Genomic DNA, 15,323 nt, shown 5'->3' on the forward strand with positions numbered 1-15,323 from the left:
CCTGATTGGTGAACGTTGTCTCACGCAGAATCTGCGCAAGGCTCACACCCGATTTGGGCGCCGGTTCAGATCAGGAATCGAGGGGGCCGAAGAAACCCTGCTGTTTCTACCGAATACGTTCGACCGTCCAGAATGACATATTCACTTGTACCAACCGGCTCTGCTCTAATCCTGGTGTCTTCGATGAAGACGACAGAAATACAGATGCCGTTGCAACACTCTTGGGATTGTTGCTCTTTGCCATCCTTGTCGGACGCTGCGATGTCGATGTCGCTTGCGACCCCAAGCTTCTCATGCGCGTGATGCGCATCGCTTCCGGTGTCATGAGTCATGGCAGCACCAACGACACCAACAGACTTGGCTTGATGTCCGTCATGCATGCCGGACGCCGCGTGAGCGGCAGAAGGTGGTGACAATACCAACGCCAGCGCAAACGCAATGCACGTAAACGCCCTTAACCAGCTTGACATGAAAACTCGGAGGCTCATGCCGCGAATATCGGAGAGCGATGCAGTACAGTCAATCCGTCCTGCGCAGGAAGGTTTGTCGCTTTTTTTTAAACAGGCGAGTTTTGGCCGCTGCTGTCAGAGAGTGTTGCATATCAGCGACATAGAGAGAGAGCCACTATCTCCGTCCAGCGGAGCGTTGCTGACGCATCTTGGCTACTGAACCTCTGCCAGCTTCTCAGACCTGTAGCCCGCATCGCTGATCGCTGCGGCCAATGCAGTTTCATCCAGAGTGCTGTCGACGTCGACGATACGTGCAGTCAGATCGCACGAAACCGTTGCATCTGGGTCGGCCGCCATAATGGCCTTTTGGATGGAAGCGGTACAATGGCCGCAACTTATGTTCGGTACGCTGAATTTGAACATCGCAATCTCCTTTGACGACATGCATGTAAGGCGTTCCGGCGCGGGAAGGTCAATGGCCAGAATTTTATTCTACATGCCTGTTGACCTTCCAGTAACTGGAGGCCCTATCTGCAGGAGTATCAGAACAAGGAGATTCTCATGTCGGATCCGCGCACCCTTCGGCTTTCCCTGCAAAACATGTCCTGCGCTTCCTGCGTCGGGCGCGTGGAACGTGGCCTCACGGCTCTGCCGGGGGTCAGCGATGTCCGTGTCAATCTCGCCAACGAGACCGCCCAGGCGCAGATCGACGCACCGGAGCGCATCGCCGAAATCGCCACGACCCTTCAGGAGATCGGCTATCCGGCCCGGAGCCGGAGCGTACGTCTGAACATTTCATCCATGTCCTGTGCCTCGTGCGTCGGTCGGGTGGACAAGGCACTGGCAGTGCTGCCGGGCGTGCTGGACGTGAACGTCAACCTGGCCTCGGAAACCGCTACTGTCAGCTATCTGGAGGGCGCAGTCGCGGTTGCCGACCTCATCAAGGCGGCCAGCGACGCGGGTTACCCCGCCACGCAGGCCGAAGACAGTTCATCGGAAGACGCAGGAGCCCGCAAGAACGAAGAGGCACGGGTTCTGGCTCGCCGGACTGTCGTGGCGGCGACCCTCGCCCTGCCCGTGTTTTTGCTCGAGATGGGCGCACATCTGATCCCCGGGATGCACGGTCTCATCGGCGACACCATCGGCCATCGGGCCAGCTGGATGATCCAGTTCGTGTTGACCACGGCAGTCCTGCTCTGGCCAGGACGTGCTTTCTACACACGCGGTTTCCCGGCACTGTTGAAAGGCGCGCCGGACATGAACAGCCTTGTCGCGGTTGGCACATCGGCGGCCTACATCTATTCACTTGTGGCGCTTTTCGCACCGACGCTGCTGCCCGCGGGATCGCGCGCGGTCTATTTCGAGGCAGCGGCCGTCATCGTGGTGCTGATCCTTCTGGGCCGCTGGCTGGAGGCCCGCGCCAAGGGCCGGACCGGGGCTGCGATCCAGAAGCTGATGGGCCTTCAGGCAAAGACGGCCCGTGTGCTGGTTGACGGGGAGCCGCAGGATGTGGCCATCGACCGCATCGTCGCTGGCGACATTCTGATCGTGCGCCCTGGCGAGCGGATCGCAGTGGATGGTGAACTGACCGAAGGCAGTGCCCGTGTGGATGAGAGTATGATCACCGGCGAACCGGTGCCGGTCGCCAAATCCGTGGGCGATCCCGTCACCGGCGGCACCGTCAACGGCAGCGGTGCCTTCCGGTTTAGCGCGACGCGTGTGGGTGCCGACACGACGCTGGCCCAGATCATCCGGATGGTCGAAGAGGCGCAGGGCGCCAAGCTGCCGATCCAAGGGCTGGTGGACCGGATCACCCTGTGGTTCGTGCCCGCGGTCATGGCATTGGCGCTGTTGACGGTGATTGTCTGGCTGTTGGTCGGTCCTTCGCCCGCGCTGTCATTTGCGCTGGTGGCTGGCGTATCCGTACTAATCATCGCCTGCCCCTGCGCGATGGGTCTTGCCACGCCAACGTCGATCATGGTCGGCACGGGACGTGCCGCCGAGATGGGCGTGCTCTTTCGCAAGGGCGACGCGTTGCAACAGCTATCCAGCGTTGATGTTGTGGCGCTGGACAAGACCGGAACGGTGACCCAGGGCCGCCCGGAACTGACAGATCTCGTGCTTGTGGACAGCTTTGACCGCACCGAGGTGCTGGCGCTTGTCGCCGCTGTCGAGGCGCAATCGGAACACCCGATCGCCGAGGCGATTGTGCGCGCGGCAAAGGTTGAGGGCGTCGCGCGGCATGACGCCAAGGATTTTGAATCCATCACCGGCCACGGCGTGCGGGCAAAAGTGGCGGGCCGCGAGGTGCTTGTCGGGGCCGACCGCCTGATGACCCGCGAGGGGCTGACAATCAGCGATCTGGCCGACGAGGAGCGTCGGCTGGCCGAACAGGGCCGCACCGCACTTTTCGTGGCGATCGACGGTCGTGTCGCCGCCGTCATCGCGGTGTCCGATCCGGTGAAGCCGTCCAGCGCCGCTGCAATCCGCGCATTGCACGCACAGGGACTGAAGGTCGCCATGATCACCGGTGACAAGCGCGAAACGGCAGAGGCTATCGCCCGCGAAATCGGCATCGACCATGTGATCGCTGGCGTTCTGCCCGACGGTAAGGTGGCGGCGCTCGACGATCTGCGCGGCGCGGGCAAGCGCATCGCGTTCGTTGGCGACGGGATCAACGACGCACCCGCGCTTGCCCATTCGGACGTGGGTATCGCCATCGGCACCGGTACAGACGTGGCCATCGAATCCGCAGATGTGGTGCTGATGTCCGGCGATCTGCGCGGCGTCGTGAACGCCCTCGAGGTGTCGCGGAGCACCATGCGCAACATCCGCCAGAACCTGTTCTGGGCATTTGGCTACAATGTCGCGCTGATCCCGGTTGCGGCGGGCGTGCTTTATCCGGTGTCAGGCCTTTTGCTCTCACCGGTTCTGGCGGCGGGTGCGATGGCACTCAGCTCTGTCTTCGTGCTGACGAATGCGCTGCGGCTGCGCCGCGTGCGCCCGGCGATGGACGAGACGGCGCGCCCCGTCTCCGAAGCCTCGGCATCCCCAGTTCCAGCTGAATGAACTTTAGGAGGAAACGATCATGAACATCGGAGATGTGGCCGATCTTTCCGGCCTTCCCGCCAAAACGATCCGCTACTATGAAGACATCGGTCTTGTTGAGCCGCTGCGCAGTTCAAATGGCTATCGCAGCTTCCGGCAGAGCGACGTGCACAAGCTCGCCTTTCTAGGCCGCGCCCGCGCCCTTGGATTCACCATCGAGGATTGCCGGAGCCTGCTGAAGCTTTATGCCGATACTGACCGCGCCAGTGCCGAGGTAAAGCAGATTGCCGAAGAGCATCTTGATCGGATTGACAGCAAGATCGCCGAACTGACCGAAATGCGCGCGACGCTGTCGCATCTTGTGGATGCATGCGCGGGTGATCACCGCCCCGATTGCCCCATCTTGGCCGATCTGGCGATGGAACAAAAGGCGGCGGGCAACATTGGCAAGGCTTCCCGGTAGCTCCGACGTTCGCAAAAACCGTACCTTCCCGGAAAGCGGTGGAACATTCCAGCGCAGCAATGTTGTTCCTTATATAGGACATCAATTTTTCGAGACTGGAGGTCGCCAATGACATACCTACGCTTTTTCGCGATGATCGCCACATCCACGGTGGTGATGTTCATCCTGATGTATCTCAACACCTATCTGCTGAGCCATATCTTCTGGTCCGAAACACGCGCCTATATGGCCGTGCTGATGGGGGCCACAATGGCGATCATCATGCTGGGCTTCATGCTGTCGATGTACTCCAGCAAGGCGATCAACGCTGCCATCTTTATTGGCGGCGCCGTGGTGTTTGCCGGATCCCTCTGGCTGGTCCGGAGCCAGGTGACCGTGGGCGATACCAGCTACATGAAGGCAATGATCCCGCACCATTCGATCGCGATCATGACATCGAGCCGCGCCAACATTTCCGACCCGCGGGTGCGCAAACTGGCCGACGAGATCATCTTTGCCCAGGACAAGGAAATCGCCGAGATGCGGTATCTGGTGAATGACATCGACACGAATGGTGACGCGTCTAATGAGGGCCCTGATCGTCCGGCACGCATCGTCGATCTGAACGAGGCACTCTCATCCGCCGAAATCGCCATCCTTGATCTGGAATTCCTGACCGGCGATGAGATCGCGCAGCTTTTCCCGGATGGGGCCATCTGCACCTTCAGGTATACCACGACCAGCAAACCTGTGCTTGCCGCAGGACAGATCGACGGTGCCCCGGCGGCGCTGGCAAAGATCAGCGGCGACCTGGTGCGTCTTGGTTCAACCGACGCAACCGGCACCCTGAGCACCGAAGGAATGTCCGTAAGCCTCAGTGCGCCGGACGGGGCTGCGGCGCTGGAGAACAGTGGCGAAGTGCAGGACGCCAACCTCGTGCTCGAACTCGATGCCGGCCTGCGGGCAGGCTATCGCGGCTATTACGGCTGCGACGCCTGAACCCTGAAACGGAGGATATGACATGCCAAGAGACACAACCCAGACAGCCAAGCTTTACCGGATGGTGATGCCCGACCACCTTTGTCCCTATGGGCTCAAATCCAAGGACCTGCTGGAGCGCAAGGGTTTCGAAGTCGAGGATCACCCTTTGACCACGCGTGAGGAAACCGACGCGTTCATGGAAGAGCACGGCGTCGAAACCACACCGCAAACCTGGATCGGGGACGAGCGGATCGGCGGATATGATGACCTTCGGGTCCATTTCGGCATCGATGCGCCCGAAGACGAACGCTCGGACACGTCCTACCAGCCGGTGATCACGATCTTTGCCGTCGCGTTCCTGATGGCGCTCGGTTTGTCGTGGTACAGCTTCGAGAACATTTTCACCCTGCGCGCCCTGGAATGGTTCATCTCGATCTCGATGTGCTTTCTGGCCGTACAAAAACTTCAGGATGTCGAAAGCTTTTCGACCATGTTCCTGAACTACGACCTGCTGGCGCGTCGGTGGGTGCGATATGGCAAAATCTATCCGTTCGGAGAGGCTTTCGCAGGTATCCTCATGGTCGCCGGGGCGCTGACCTGGCTTTCGGCACCGGTGGCCTTGTTCATCGGCACCGTTGGCGCAGTATCGGTTTTCAAGGCGGTCTATATCGACAAGCGTGAATTGAAATGCGCCTGCGTCGGTGGTGACAGCAATGTGCCGCTTGGCTTTGTCTCGCTCACGGAAAATCTGATGATGATGGTCGTGGGGATTTGGATGCCTATCAGGGTCTATCTGATCGGCTGAAAGGCGGGTGCCGTTTTCACATCCTTCAGACTCGTTCTCCCGGTAGGAGCGCAGGTCAGGCAGCACTGCGAAAAAAGCTGATTGGACCAGATAATCGAAGCATTCACGACCGGGGCGGGCATGCTCTGGAAGGCGCTCTGGGCGCTGATCTTCGGGTATATCATCTCCGCAGGCATCCAGATTTTCGTGACACGGGATCAGATGGCGCGTGTTCTTGGCGATCGCGGCGCCAGGAAGGCAGGCATTGTCGGCTTCTTTGGTTTTGTGTCGTCGTCCTGTTCCTTCGCGGCTCTTGCCGCGTCGCGTTCGATTCTGGTGAAGGGTGCGCATCCGGTCAATTCGATCGCCTTCCTGATTTCATCGACAAATCTGGTGATCGAGCTTGGAATCGTCCTTCTGGTCCTGCTGGGCTGGAAATTCATGGTGGCGAATTTCCTGCTCGGCGTCCTGATGACGATCTACGCCTATGCCCTCACCCTGATATGGTTTCCGTGGGCGCTTGTCGAAAGCGCAAAAGAGCATGCGGCGAAGGCTCAGTCCGACGAGGGTATGGACATGGACCAGACCATGGGGGGATCGTTCCGCGACAAGCTGCTGTCGCGCGAACGATGGGACCGGATCGCCCGCGCTTTCTTCATGGAATGGAAGATAGTCTGGAAGGAGATCCTCTTCGGCTTCACGGTCGCGGGTTTCATTTCCGTCATTGTGCCGCAGAGCTTCTGGAACGCGATCTTCCTGGTCGGAGATGGCGGTGCGCAGGACGCGCCGGGCTTCCTGATCGTTCTTGAAAACGCGCTGGTGGCACCCGTCGTGGCCTTCTTCACCTTCATCGGGTCGATGGTCAATGTCCCCTTGGCCGCGATGCTCTGGTCGCGTGACGCGTCGTTCGGAGGCGTGATCGCCTTTCTCGGAGCCGATCTTGTTGCTGCCACGGTGATCTGGGTGCACGCAAAATATTATGGCTCGCAGTATGCGCTCTATCTTTCAGGCTCGCTGTACCTGTGCATGGTCGCGGCGGGAATTACGGTGCATTACCTGTTCGCTCTCGTCGGGATGATCCCGACCGAGCGGCCGTCGCTTCAGGAAATGGTCCGGTTCAGCATCGACTACACGTTCTTCCTCAACCTGATCTTTCTCGTGATCGGGGCAGTACTAATCTGGCTTCACCTCAGAAATGCCAAGGAAAACTAGCCGATTGAGGCCAGGAATGGAAACGTTCCCAGAAGCCAGTAGGCAAACCGGGACAATTGGCCGGTCATGATGGCAACGCCCATGATGATCATGGCGACGCCTGCGCCTTTGTAGAGCCAGCGACCGGCCTTGCCGATCTGTCTGACCCGCGCGGCGATGGCGTCGGTGAACAGCGCTGCCAGCAGGAACGGCACGCCCAGCCCGGCGGAATAGATCGACAGCAGCCAGATTCCGTCCGACATGCCGCCGGAAGTAGAACTGAGTGTCAGGATCGCGCCAAGGATCGGTCCGATGCAGGGGGTCCAACCAAAGGCGAAAGCCAAGCCCAGGACGTAGGCTCCAAGCGGGCGACCCCCCGGAATGTCGAGTGTGAAGCGGGTGTCGCGCGAGAAGGCATCCAGACGAAAGACACCCAGCATGACCAGTCCGAACAGGATGATGATCGCGCCGCCCAGATAGTTCAGCTCGATGCGCCATGTCAGCAGCAATGATCCGATCGCGCTGGCCCCGGCCCCGAGGGCGACGAAAACCGTCGAAAACCCCAGAACGAAGCAGGTGCTTAGGCCCAGTGCCCCGGCGCGCGCCCGCAGACCGACCGACCGTGTCGTGCGCAAACCCGGCTGGCCTGCGATGTAGGAAACATAGCCCGGAACCAGTGGCAGGACGCAGGGTGACAGGAACGAAATGGCCCCCGCCAGAAAGGCCGCGAAGATGCCGATGCCGGAAATATCCATCATGCGTTTCCATGTCCGCTAAAGGGCCGTGATGCCCACCAGAAGGCAATCAGCGGGATTACGATCCATTGCAGTACCGGCGACAACCCTGCATCGAGAATCGGAATGATCGGCATCAGGTCTGAATAGGCCCAGGCCGCGCGGATCACGATGTTGAGCCATTCGCTGAACAGCGTATATCCCAACCCGAACACCACCGTCAGGACGGTTACCGAGCGTCGCGTCGAAGCGACAATGGGCCAGCCTCGGCCCGACATCATCAAGGCGAGCACCAGCGCGCTCATGGCAATCAGGATGTCGCCACCCGTGCAATGAACCGCGGCGAAGACGATCTCACCCCAGGTGCCCTCGTTCCAGATCGTGTAGAGCGGCATGTGGGCGAACTCCCAGATCAGATTGGCCGGGATGATTACCGAAAAATACCGACGCAGGGCTGTCAGTGAAATTCCGTCTGTCGAGGACAGCCTGACGCCAGTCGCGGTGACACTCATTGAAACACCCCTGTCACCCGGTCCCACCAACTGCGTTCCCGGCGTCGATGCTGGGCATTGTTGATCAACTCGCTGACATAGAGGATCAGGTTCACATTCTTGAAATCCATGCCATGGAACTTTGCGGCAAACCGCCCGCCGATATCCACGACATGGGTGACCGCACCGTGCATCATCATGTCGCTGTCGGCGGTCGTGGTGAACTCGAGCCCATAGTCCCGCGCCACAAGGCGCGTCGCGTCGTCACTCTGATCGGGCCGTTTGGTCAGAATGACCCAGTTGCTCGGATCGAGCCCATGCCGGTCCGCGTAGTCGCGCAGAACGTCCGGCGTGTCATTCACGGGATCGGTCGTGATCGAGATGAATTGCACCAGATCGCTCATCGGCCCGTCGTTGATCGAAGCCTGGACCGCCGCGATCTTTTCCGCATGGAGCGGGCAGAGATCCGGGCAGTTGGCGTAGATGAAATGCAGGATGACGACCCTTTCGCTGAAATCCGCCAAGCGCACAGGATTGCCCTCCGCATTCCGCAACTCGAAATCCGGGGCCTGTGCTGCGTCGATGGCCTGGAAGTATGGCTCCATCTCGAACATCCGCGCATCCAGATTTTCACCCGGATGATCGGCGGAGGCCGGAAAGGAGATCGTGGCCGCAAGTGTGACCAAGGCGGCGCGCCGGGTCAGATAGATAATCAACTGCATCACCTTTCGGATTGATCGGGCGTGCCACTACCCGCATCGTTGCATTTCCCGCCGGACCCGCCCTTCATGCACAGACCAAGCCCGCACATCACGGCACAGGGTGCCAGTGAGACCAGGACAGGCGCGAGCCCGATCGCGGTGAGCCATCCCCAGTTCAGAGCCATGCCGCCGCCCATCACGGTTGCCGCACCGACGAACAGCAATCGTCTGCGCGTCAACCACCGGGGCCAGTTGCCTGCGCTTTCGATGTCGGCGGCACCCGCATCGTTGGAAGATGATATGTCGGTCATCCGGAAAATCCTTCTGAAGTTTGAGTACTGGTCATTCTGATAACTGGGCGGTCAAGGGCGGGCGGCGCTCTTTCAGGGGCGCTTATTCGATAAAGCCTCGCAAGAAGGAGACCATCTCGGGATCATCCCATTCGGCCGGGCCGACCAGTCTCCCAAGCTCCCGCCCCTGCGCGTCGATCAGGATCGTTGTCGGCAGGCCGACGGTGCGCAGCGCGGTCATCGACAGCATGGTCTTGTCGACATATATCTTGAGATTGGTGACACCGATCTCGTCGTAGAAACGCCGCACGACGGGCGATCCGGCCCGGTCGATGGACAGGGCGACCACTTCGAACCGGTCGCCGCCAAGTTCCGCCTGAAGCGCATCCAGCGTCGGCATTTCCTCACGGCATGGCACGCACCAGGTTGCCCAAACATTCACGAGGATCACCTTGCCGCGAAAATCCTCCATGTCCCCACGGCTGCCGTCTTCGGTCTCGTATCGCACATTGATCACCGGCTGCGGCGTGTCGTGCAGTGCGAAGCCTTGCGGCCCGGCAAACGCCGCGCCGACGGACAATGCCCAGACGAGCAGCGCCGTTTTGAGATATTTCATGGCGTTGGCTCCTTGAAAGATTGGTTTTTCAGATCCCGGACGATCGGCAACAGGGTTTCGAGCAAGATTGCCCGAGTGATCGGTCCGACATGGCGGTAGGCGATGGTGCCGTCGGACGTGATGACATAGGTTTCGGGCACGCCGTAAACGCCCCATTCGATGCCAGCACGTCCGTCGATGTCGGCCCCGATGCGCGCGTAGGGATCGCCCAATTCGTCGAGCCAGGCGCGCGCCTGCTCGGGTGGGTCCTTGTAGTTGATCCCGTAGAGCGGCACCTCGCCAGTCGCTGCCAGATCCATGAACAGCGGGTGTTCGGCACGGCAGGGCACACACCACGAGGCGAAGACGTTCACCAGCGAGACATGGCCAATCAGGTCCTGCGTTGAAAGACCTTCCTCGCGACCGAGAACCGGGGGAAGCGCAAACTCCGGCACCGGCTTGCCCAGAAGCGCCGATGGCAGGTCGTCAGCACCCCTGAAAAGCCCCCAGCCGAACAAGACCATGAGGGCAAAAGCTATCAGCGGCACCAGCACAAACCCGGAGATCCTGCGCCGCGGTACGGGGTCGATTTTGCTGACGACCTCTTGCGTCATGGCTGCACCTGCTCATCCGCAAGGGTACGGCTTTCCTGCGAAGCGCGGTTCCGATCGGGCCATGTGCTCTTGATGTAATCGATGATCGCCGCGATCTCTTCATCCGTCAGCACCTCCTCGAAACCGGGCATGTCGCTTTCATAGCCATTCCCGACAATTGCCGCCGTTCCGCGCTTCACGATGTCCAAAAGCACGCGGTCCGTATGGTGCCAGGTATGGCCCGAGGCGTCATGCGGCGGGGCAGGCAACCGGCCGTTCGGCAATCTAGAGCGCCAATCGGGCTGCCCCTCCAGGTTTGCGCCATGGCAACTGGCACAATTCTCCTGATAGAGACGCTCGCCCATGCGCAAGTCGCTCTCCGCCGAAACGGGAGAGACCGTTGTGGCGAGCAAGACCGCGGCGAGCCTAATGGTGTTTTTCATGTCGCTTGTGCCTTCTTCTTGCGATCCACATACAAAGGATGAAGAGTGCCACGAGCGATGCCACGACAAGCAGGACGCAAATCGCCCAAACCAATCCCATCGACAGCAAACTGTTGCCACTGCTGGCGCCCTCATTCCGCATCCCGGCGCATTTCTATTTCCCACTGTCCGAGCGGATGTATTTGACCAAGGCGATTGCCGCGAGCACCAGCACCGCCACGATGAGTAACCAAACCAGTCCCATCGCGATCATCATGCCGCCACCCATCATTCCACCATCCATCATCATGCACTTCATCCTTTGTTTCCCCTTGATACCGGTCAGGCACGGGATCGCACCAGACCGCGCAATTGATCATTCGACCGCATAGACGGTCGGGTTCACACCTTCTTCGACGGTGTAAATCTTGAACGGTTCCTGCTTCGCGCCCCCCATACCCGGCGATCCCAACGGCATGCCGGGAAGTGTCAGACCGGCAATGTCCGGGCGCTCATCAAGCAACTTGTTGACGACATCAATTGGCACATGACCGCTGACGACGTAGTCACCCAGAAAGGTCGTATGGCAGCCTTGGAAATCGTCCGGGATACCTGCATCACGGCTGATCTGAGCCAGATCATGGGTCGGCTTTACCTCGACCGTGAAGCCATTCTCGCGCAGGTAGTCCGCATAGCTCTCGCAGCATCCGCATTGCGGGTTCTTGTAGAGCGTGGCCTCTTGCGCTGCGGCAGGCGCGGCATTCAGGCTCATTGCAAGGACAGCGGCAGCACCTGCGGTGCCAAGACTGGCAAGTCCAATTAGTTTCTTCATCGGTTCTTTCCTTTCGTGGTGATCGTTACGTGAGATTGTTTCAGGTTTTGGTCGTGCTGGGATCGACACGTATGACCCCCATCATGCCGGCCGCCTGGTGTTCCAGGATGTGACAATGGAACATCCAGTCTCCCGGATTGTCCGCCACGAAGGCGATCTCGACCCGTTCCTCCGGTGCCATCAGGACGGTGTCCTGCCATTCGCGATGCCGTGTCGGTTGCCCGTTCCGTGTGATCACACGGAACGAATGTCCATGAAGATGCATCGGGTGATGCCACGCGGTGCGATTGTCCATCTGCAGCACATGCGACGTGCCCTGCGGCAGGACCAGCAATGGATCCATCATGTGCCCCGTTGCTGCTTCGCCGTTGATGAACCACATGTTGCCTTCGCGCATCTGCTCCATCATGGACCCCATGCCGCCGCCCATCATCATCTGCCCCATCATACCGCCATTGAAGATGATCTGATGCCGCGTCGCAGCTTGCATATCGGGTTCGGCCAGCGGGTTGGGTGGCAGTTCCATCGACCAGTCCGGGACCGCGTCCCGTAACCGATCCGGCCCGTAGGCGAGATCGACCAGACGGTATTCCAGATCCCTGTAGAAGACATCGGTGATGGTCAGGCTCTCTCCGGGCTTGCCGGTCATATCAATCACCAGATCGACACGCATGGCCGGACCGACCACCACGATGTCATCGTCTGGTACATGAGGTGACACGGGTTGACCGTCCAGAGCGACCACGACCGGCGCAAGCCTCCCGAAATCCAGCCCAAATATCCGGGCATTGGCTGCGTTGACCAACCTCAGACGGATGCGTTCCCCGGATCGCACCGCGATGCGTTCGGGGATCTGCCCATTGATCGTTACGGAATTGCCGATACGACCGCCGTGCATCGCGTCGTGGCGGCTTCCGAAGTCGCCGGCAATCTGTCCGTCCCGGGTCATGCGCCAGTCATCGAGCATCCAGGTCAGGTCGCGATCCACGCGGATCGGGTTTGCTTCCTCGACGATCAGCGGCCCGTAAAGCCCGCGCCCGACCTGTTCCGAACTGCGCTGGTGCGGGTGATACCAGAATGTACCTGCGTCCAGCGCATCGAATTCGTAGAGAAACTCGCCACCGACCGGGATCGGGTCCTGTGTCAGGAACGGCACACCGTCCATCGCATTGGGTGTGCGAATGCCATGCCAGTGGACCGTCGTCCCTTCATTTAGCCCGTTCTGGGCCAGAACCCGAATTCGGTCTCCCTGCCGCACCCGGATCTCGGGGCCGGGGAGGGATCCGTTGTAGCTCCAGACGTCGGTAGGGCCGTAGGGTGCCGGTCGCAGGGCGGCTTGTCCGGCCGCAGCGCGTAGCAAGAATGGGTCCTCTGTCGGACCTGCCATCGCTACTCGTGCCGGTGACAGAGTGGATATGGCCGTGAAAGCGGCACCGGTGCGGAGCACGTGCCGTCGTGAAATCAGTCTGTTGAGGGTCATCACTTCTGCCTTGATCTGAAAGGGTCGCACTCAGCCAGCTTCGGCCAAGGCAACGGTCAGGCCCCGCAACAAGCGAGGCCGTTATCAGGTTCAGACAGGCAGCTTGGGAGGAAATGGATCAAGGGAAGGAACCGCGCCAATCGGGATCACAGGTCCCGCGACCGGGATGACAACACCGAAGGCCATCTCAAGCGGCATCGCTGACGTACGAGCTACGATACCGGCCATACTTCCCGCGCCGCAAGGCACAGGACATCCACCCTCGCAGGATATCCCGTCAGCAAATCCGATCGGATCGCATCCGCCGCAATGGTCGTCCCCGCTTTCGGCGCCCACCATCTGAGCGATTGCTGCCTCAGCCGCATTCGCTGCCGATACATCCGGCGCAACCACGGCACCGAAGCTCAATGCAAGAATCAAAATGAGGCGGAAAACACAGATCATGCAGCTCTTATGCAAGCTTCCAGTAGGGGGAGGTCAAGAAGTATCCTGTAACATAGGCGTGACATTGCCACGCGGGTACTGACTGATTGGCCAACGGATGCCCGAGGTTGGTTTCGGGGGAAAATCTGAGGCGAGACTGCGGACTCATCCAAGGTCTGTTTCGGAGCCAGGCAACCACCCGCATCCTTTCATGCGGGTGGCTGCCCTTTCAGCGTCTAGTCGAGCTGCACGAACTCGGCATATTCGCCGCGCACCTGGACAGTCACGGTTGCGGGCTGGCTGTCCCGATTCCGCCAGAACCAGCCGTGTTGCCCATCGAAGTCGGCGGTGACCTCGCCGTCGGAGCCACTGGAACCACGGCCTTTTTCATAGGTTACCGTTTGGCCACCACCATGACCGTGCAGGTCAAAATTCACCCGGCCGCCCTCAACGATCACCCTGTATTCCGCCGTCTGGCCTTCGTCCATCACCATCTTCCAGTCCGCCGAGTCGCCAGGCGCCAGGGTGAAGGTGATCTCGTCGCGCCAGGCTTCGACCTCCTGCGCATGTGCCGCGCCGACGAAGAGCCCGAAGATATCGTTCATCAGGCTCGACTGCTCGTCTGCCTCAAGTTCCAGCAGTCTGTCGGCTTCGGCCTCCTCTGCGAGCTGGGTCTTGATTTCGCCCATTTCTGCCAGACCGAGGACGCCGCCGATTCCTGTAGGGTCGATGTTGTATTCGGCAGGCAGCACGACGGTCACAAGGATCGCAACGGCGCTGGCCGCCGCAATGGCGGTGGAACGGATAAGCTGCGCGGAGCTGGGAAGCTCATCAAGGCTCGGTTTTTTTGCGTTAAACATTTTGGTCTCCTAAATTCTCAGGTGGCTACGAAGTAGCCGGTGATTTGCAGGCCCATGAGGATGAACCCCATGGACATCATGACGACGTTGGCGGTGTAGGCTTGGCGGAAGAAGTTTGGGGATTTCCGCCAGAATCCCATGACGATGAGGATCACGGCAAGCGCCATGATCTGGCCAAGCTCGACGCCCACGTTGAACGCCAGAAGATTGGCCAGCAGCCCGTCCGAAGCGATTTCATAGTCTAGGATTTTCGTGGCCAGGCCCGTGCCGTGGAAAAAGCCGAAGATCAACGTTGCGGCCTTGGTGTTCGGCTGGAACCCAAACCAGCGCTGATACGCCCCGAGATTATCGAGCGCCTTGTAGACGACCGAAAGGCCGATGATCGCGTCGATGATGTAGGCGTTGATGCCCCAGCCGAACCAGACACCGGCCAGCATCGTGGCCGAGTGCCCGAGGGCGAAGAGGCTGACATAGATGCCGACATCCTTCATCTTGTAGAGGAAGAAGACGACGCCCAGCAGGAACAGGATATGGTCATAACCCGTCACCATGTGTTTGGCACCGAGATACATGAAGGGGATGATGTTCACCCCCCAGATTTCCTGGATATAGCCTGCGTCACCTTCTGTGACGGCATGGGCAAGAGCGTTGCCCGCACTCAGGACGAGCGCCGAAAGGGCAATGAAGGACAGGATCACGATCCGGCGTATGCCGGGATCGGTCCAGCCCCGGTGGACTGTATTCATGGATTTGACTCCGCATATGTGTTGATGATCGAATGCAGCGCGCTGTTGGCGCGCAGTCGATCAGACGCGCGGAGGTCGTTCGATTTGGTATGTCTGTAAGGTGTTAGACGTGGCCGAACTCAACGGCCATGCGGCTCTGTAAATATCGAGCGGGTGCGGCGATCGGTCGGGGCCAGGCACGACCGCCTGACTGTGATCGTGATCGATGCTGTCATGGCTATGTCCATGCATGGCCCAGGCGAGGTCTTCTTCCAGTCCATG

Annotated in this window: 20 protein-coding genes; 5 read left to right on the forward strand and 15 right to left on the reverse strand. The window is 59.9% G+C overall.

Going from position 1 to position 15,323, the window contains the following annotated elements:
* Window positions 1–65 precede the first annotated feature (65 nt).
* Together GC127_RS03160 and GC127_RS03165 are read right to left on the reverse strand one after the other, a co-directional pair.
* Complete coding sequence (locus GC127_RS03160; RefSeq protein WP_151976399.1) at window positions 66–380, reverse strand: hypothetical protein; 315 nt, start codon at window positions 378–380, stop codon at window positions 66–68.
* Between the two features lie 282 nt (window positions 381–662).
* Window positions 663–872: a heavy-metal-associated domain-containing protein gene (locus GC127_RS03165; RefSeq protein ID WP_151976401.1), complete on the reverse strand. Its 210-nt coding sequence runs from the start codon at window positions 870–872 to the stop codon at window positions 663–665.
* A gap of 138 nt (window positions 873–1,010) precedes the next feature.
* On the opposite strand from GC127_RS03165, the gene GC127_RS03170 reads away from it, so the two are divergent.
* From GC127_RS03170 to GC127_RS03190, 5 genes are all read left to right on the forward strand, one after another.
* A complete protein-coding gene (locus tag GC127_RS03170) occupies window positions 1,011–3,518 on the forward strand; it encodes a heavy metal translocating P-type ATPase (protein ID WP_151976403.1) in 2,508 nt (835 codons plus the stop codon).
* 19 nt (window positions 3,519–3,537) lie between these two features.
* Complete coding sequence (cueR, locus tag GC127_RS03175; protein WP_151976405.1) at window positions 3,538–3,960, forward strand: Cu(I)-responsive transcriptional regulator; 423 nt, start codon at window positions 3,538–3,540, stop codon at window positions 3,958–3,960.
* A gap of 108 nt (window positions 3,961–4,068) precedes the next feature.
* Window positions 4,069–4,938: a DUF305 domain-containing protein gene (locus GC127_RS03180; protein WP_151976407.1), complete on the forward strand. Its 870-nt coding sequence runs from the start codon at window positions 4,069–4,071 to the stop codon at window positions 4,936–4,938.
* Window positions 4,939–4,960: 22 nt separating this feature from the next.
* Complete coding sequence (locus GC127_RS03185; RefSeq protein WP_199861168.1) at window positions 4,961–5,725, forward strand: MauE/DoxX family redox-associated membrane protein; 765 nt, start codon at window positions 4,961–4,963, stop codon at window positions 5,723–5,725.
* Between the two features lie 81 nt (window positions 5,726–5,806).
* Window positions 5,807–6,916, forward strand: a complete 1,110-nt coding sequence (locus GC127_RS03190) for a permease (RefSeq protein WP_151976409.1) — start codon at window positions 5,807–5,809, stop codon at window positions 6,914–6,916.
* Here GC127_RS03190 and GC127_RS03195 read toward each other — a convergent pair.
* The 13 genes from GC127_RS03195 to GC127_RS03250 all read right to left on the reverse strand — a co-directional run bounded on the left by GC127_RS03195 (window position 6,913) and on the right by GC127_RS03250 (window position 15,062).
* Complete coding sequence (locus GC127_RS03195) at window positions 6,913–7,653, reverse strand: cytochrome c biogenesis CcdA family protein (protein ID WP_199861169.1); 741 nt, start codon at window positions 7,651–7,653, stop codon at window positions 6,913–6,915. The genes GC127_RS03190 and GC127_RS03195 overlap by 4 nt on opposite strands.
* Window positions 7,650–8,141: a hypothetical protein gene (locus GC127_RS03200; protein ID WP_114276290.1), complete on the reverse strand. Its 492-nt coding sequence runs from the start codon at window positions 8,139–8,141 to the stop codon at window positions 7,650–7,652. The genes GC127_RS03195 and GC127_RS03200 overlap by 4 nt, the downstream gene beginning before the upstream one ends.
* Window positions 8,138–8,842 (reverse strand): SCO family protein, encoded by a 705-nt coding sequence (locus GC127_RS03205; protein WP_151976411.1) that lies wholly within the window; start codon window positions 8,840–8,842, stop codon window positions 8,138–8,140. The genes GC127_RS03200 and GC127_RS03205 overlap by 4 nt, the downstream gene beginning before the upstream one ends.
* On the reverse strand, window positions 8,842–9,132 hold the full coding sequence (locus tag GC127_RS03210) for a hypothetical protein (RefSeq protein WP_151976413.1): 291 nt from the start codon (window positions 9,130–9,132) through the stop codon (window positions 8,842–8,844). The genes GC127_RS03205 and GC127_RS03210 overlap by 1 nt, the downstream gene beginning before the upstream one ends.
* A gap of 82 nt (window positions 9,133–9,214) precedes the next feature.
* Window positions 9,215–9,727: a TlpA disulfide reductase family protein gene (locus tag GC127_RS03215; protein WP_037275463.1), complete on the reverse strand. Its 513-nt coding sequence runs from the start codon at window positions 9,725–9,727 to the stop codon at window positions 9,215–9,217.
* Complete coding sequence (locus tag GC127_RS03220) at window positions 9,724–10,320, reverse strand: DsbE family thiol:disulfide interchange protein (RefSeq protein WP_151976415.1); 597 nt, start codon at window positions 10,318–10,320, stop codon at window positions 9,724–9,726. The genes GC127_RS03215 and GC127_RS03220 overlap by 4 nt, the downstream gene beginning before the upstream one ends.
* Window positions 10,317–10,742 carry a cytochrome c gene (locus GC127_RS03225; protein ID WP_151976417.1) on the reverse strand — a complete coding sequence of 142 codons (426 nt, stop codon included), beginning with the start codon at window positions 10,740–10,742 and terminating at the stop codon, window positions 10,317–10,319. The genes GC127_RS03220 and GC127_RS03225 overlap by 4 nt, the downstream gene beginning before the upstream one ends.
* Window positions 10,743–10,896: 154 nt before the next feature.
* Window positions 10,897–11,031 (reverse strand): hypothetical protein, encoded by a 135-nt coding sequence (locus GC127_RS23220; protein ID WP_007121580.1) that lies wholly within the window; start codon window positions 11,029–11,031, stop codon window positions 10,897–10,899.
* A gap of 66 nt (window positions 11,032–11,097) precedes the next feature.
* Entirely contained in the window at window positions 11,098–11,553 is a 456-nt protein-coding gene (locus GC127_RS03230) for a DUF411 domain-containing protein (RefSeq protein ID WP_009820203.1), read from the reverse strand.
* 40 nt (window positions 11,554–11,593) lie between these two features.
* Window positions 11,594–12,913: a multicopper oxidase family protein gene (locus GC127_RS03235; RefSeq protein ID WP_254699979.1), complete on the reverse strand. Its 1,320-nt coding sequence runs from the start codon at window positions 12,911–12,913 to the stop codon at window positions 11,594–11,596.
* A 210-nt stretch (window positions 12,914–13,123) separates the two neighbouring features.
* Window positions 13,124–13,477 (reverse strand): hypothetical protein, encoded by a 354-nt coding sequence (locus GC127_RS03240; protein ID WP_151976421.1) that lies wholly within the window; start codon window positions 13,475–13,477, stop codon window positions 13,124–13,126.
* Between the two features lie 215 nt (window positions 13,478–13,692).
* On the reverse strand, window positions 13,693–14,316 hold the full coding sequence (locus GC127_RS03245; protein WP_151976423.1) for a transmembrane anchor protein: 624 nt from the start codon (window positions 14,314–14,316) through the stop codon (window positions 13,693–13,695).
* 17 nt (window positions 14,317–14,333) lie between these two features.
* A complete protein-coding gene (locus tag GC127_RS03250) occupies window positions 14,334–15,062 on the reverse strand; it encodes a HupE/UreJ family protein (protein WP_151976425.1) in 729 nt (242 codons plus the stop codon).
* Between the last annotated feature and the right edge of the window lie 261 nt (window positions 15,063–15,323).

Origin of the sequence: Roseovarius sp. EC-HK134 (assembly GCF_902498815.1) — a bacterium.
GTDB lineage: Bacteria > Pseudomonadota > Alphaproteobacteria > Rhodobacterales > Rhodobacteraceae > Roseovarius > Roseovarius mucosus_A.

What these genes read in the sequence shown, in the direction of transcription:
- GC127_RS03170 (WP_151976403.1), top strand. Translation starts at nt 1,011, where the DNA reads ATGTCGGATCCGCGCACCCTTCGGCTTTCCCTGCAAAACATGTCCTGC.
- GC127_RS03240 (WP_151976421.1), bottom strand. Translation starts at nt 13,477, where the DNA reads ATGATCTGTGTTTTCCGCCTCATTTTGATTCTTGCATTGAGCTTCGGT.
- GC127_RS03205 (WP_151976411.1), bottom strand. Translation starts at nt 8,842, where the DNA reads ATGCAGTTGATTATCTATCTGACCCGGCGCGCCGCCTTGGTCACACTT.
- GC127_RS03185 (WP_199861168.1), top strand. Translation starts at nt 4,961, where the DNA reads ATGCCAAGAGACACAACCCAGACAGCCAAGCTTTACCGGATGGTGATG.
- GC127_RS03250 (WP_151976425.1), bottom strand. Translation starts at nt 15,062, where the DNA reads ATGAATACAGTCCACCGGGGCTGGACCGATCCCGGCATACGCCGGATC.
- GC127_RS03200 (WP_114276290.1), bottom strand. Translation starts at nt 8,141, where the DNA reads ATGAGTGTCACCGCGACTGGCGTCAGGCTGTCCTCGACAGACGGAATT.
- GC127_RS03160 (WP_151976399.1), bottom strand. Translation starts at nt 380, where the DNA reads ATGCATGACGGACATCAAGCCAAGTCTGTTGGTGTCGTTGGTGCTGCC.
- GC127_RS03220 (WP_151976415.1), bottom strand. Translation starts at nt 10,320, where the DNA reads ATGACGCAAGAGGTCGTCAGCAAAATCGACCCCGTACCGCGGCGCAGG.
- GC127_RS03230 (WP_009820203.1), bottom strand. Translation starts at nt 11,553, where the DNA reads ATGAAGAAACTAATTGGACTTGCCAGTCTTGGCACCGCAGGTGCTGCC.
- GC127_RS03165 (WP_151976401.1), bottom strand. Translation starts at nt 872, where the DNA reads ATGTTCAAATTCAGCGTACCGAACATAAGTTGCGGCCATTGTACCGCT.
- cueR (WP_151976405.1), top strand. Translation starts at nt 3,538, where the DNA reads ATGAACATCGGAGATGTGGCCGATCTTTCCGGCCTTCCCGCCAAAACG.
- GC127_RS03210 (WP_151976413.1), bottom strand. Translation starts at nt 9,132, where the DNA reads ATGACCGACATATCATCTTCCAACGATGCGGGTGCCGCCGACATCGAA.
- GC127_RS03180 (WP_151976407.1), top strand. Translation starts at nt 4,069, where the DNA reads ATGACATACCTACGCTTTTTCGCGATGATCGCCACATCCACGGTGGTG.
- GC127_RS03215 (WP_037275463.1), bottom strand. Translation starts at nt 9,727, where the DNA reads ATGAAATATCTCAAAACGGCGCTGCTCGTCTGGGCATTGTCCGTCGGC.
- GC127_RS23220 (WP_007121580.1), bottom strand. Translation starts at nt 11,031, where the DNA reads ATGATGATGGATGGTGGAATGATGGGTGGCGGCATGATGATCGCGATG.
- GC127_RS03245 (WP_151976423.1), bottom strand. Translation starts at nt 14,316, where the DNA reads ATGTTTAACGCAAAAAAACCGAGCCTTGATGAGCTTCCCAGCTCCGCG.
- GC127_RS03195 (WP_199861169.1), bottom strand. Translation starts at nt 7,653, where the DNA reads ATGATGGATATTTCCGGCATCGGCATCTTCGCGGCCTTTCTGGCGGGG.
- GC127_RS03225 (WP_151976417.1), bottom strand. Translation starts at nt 10,742, where the DNA reads ATGAAAAACACCATTAGGCTCGCCGCGGTCTTGCTCGCCACAACGGTC.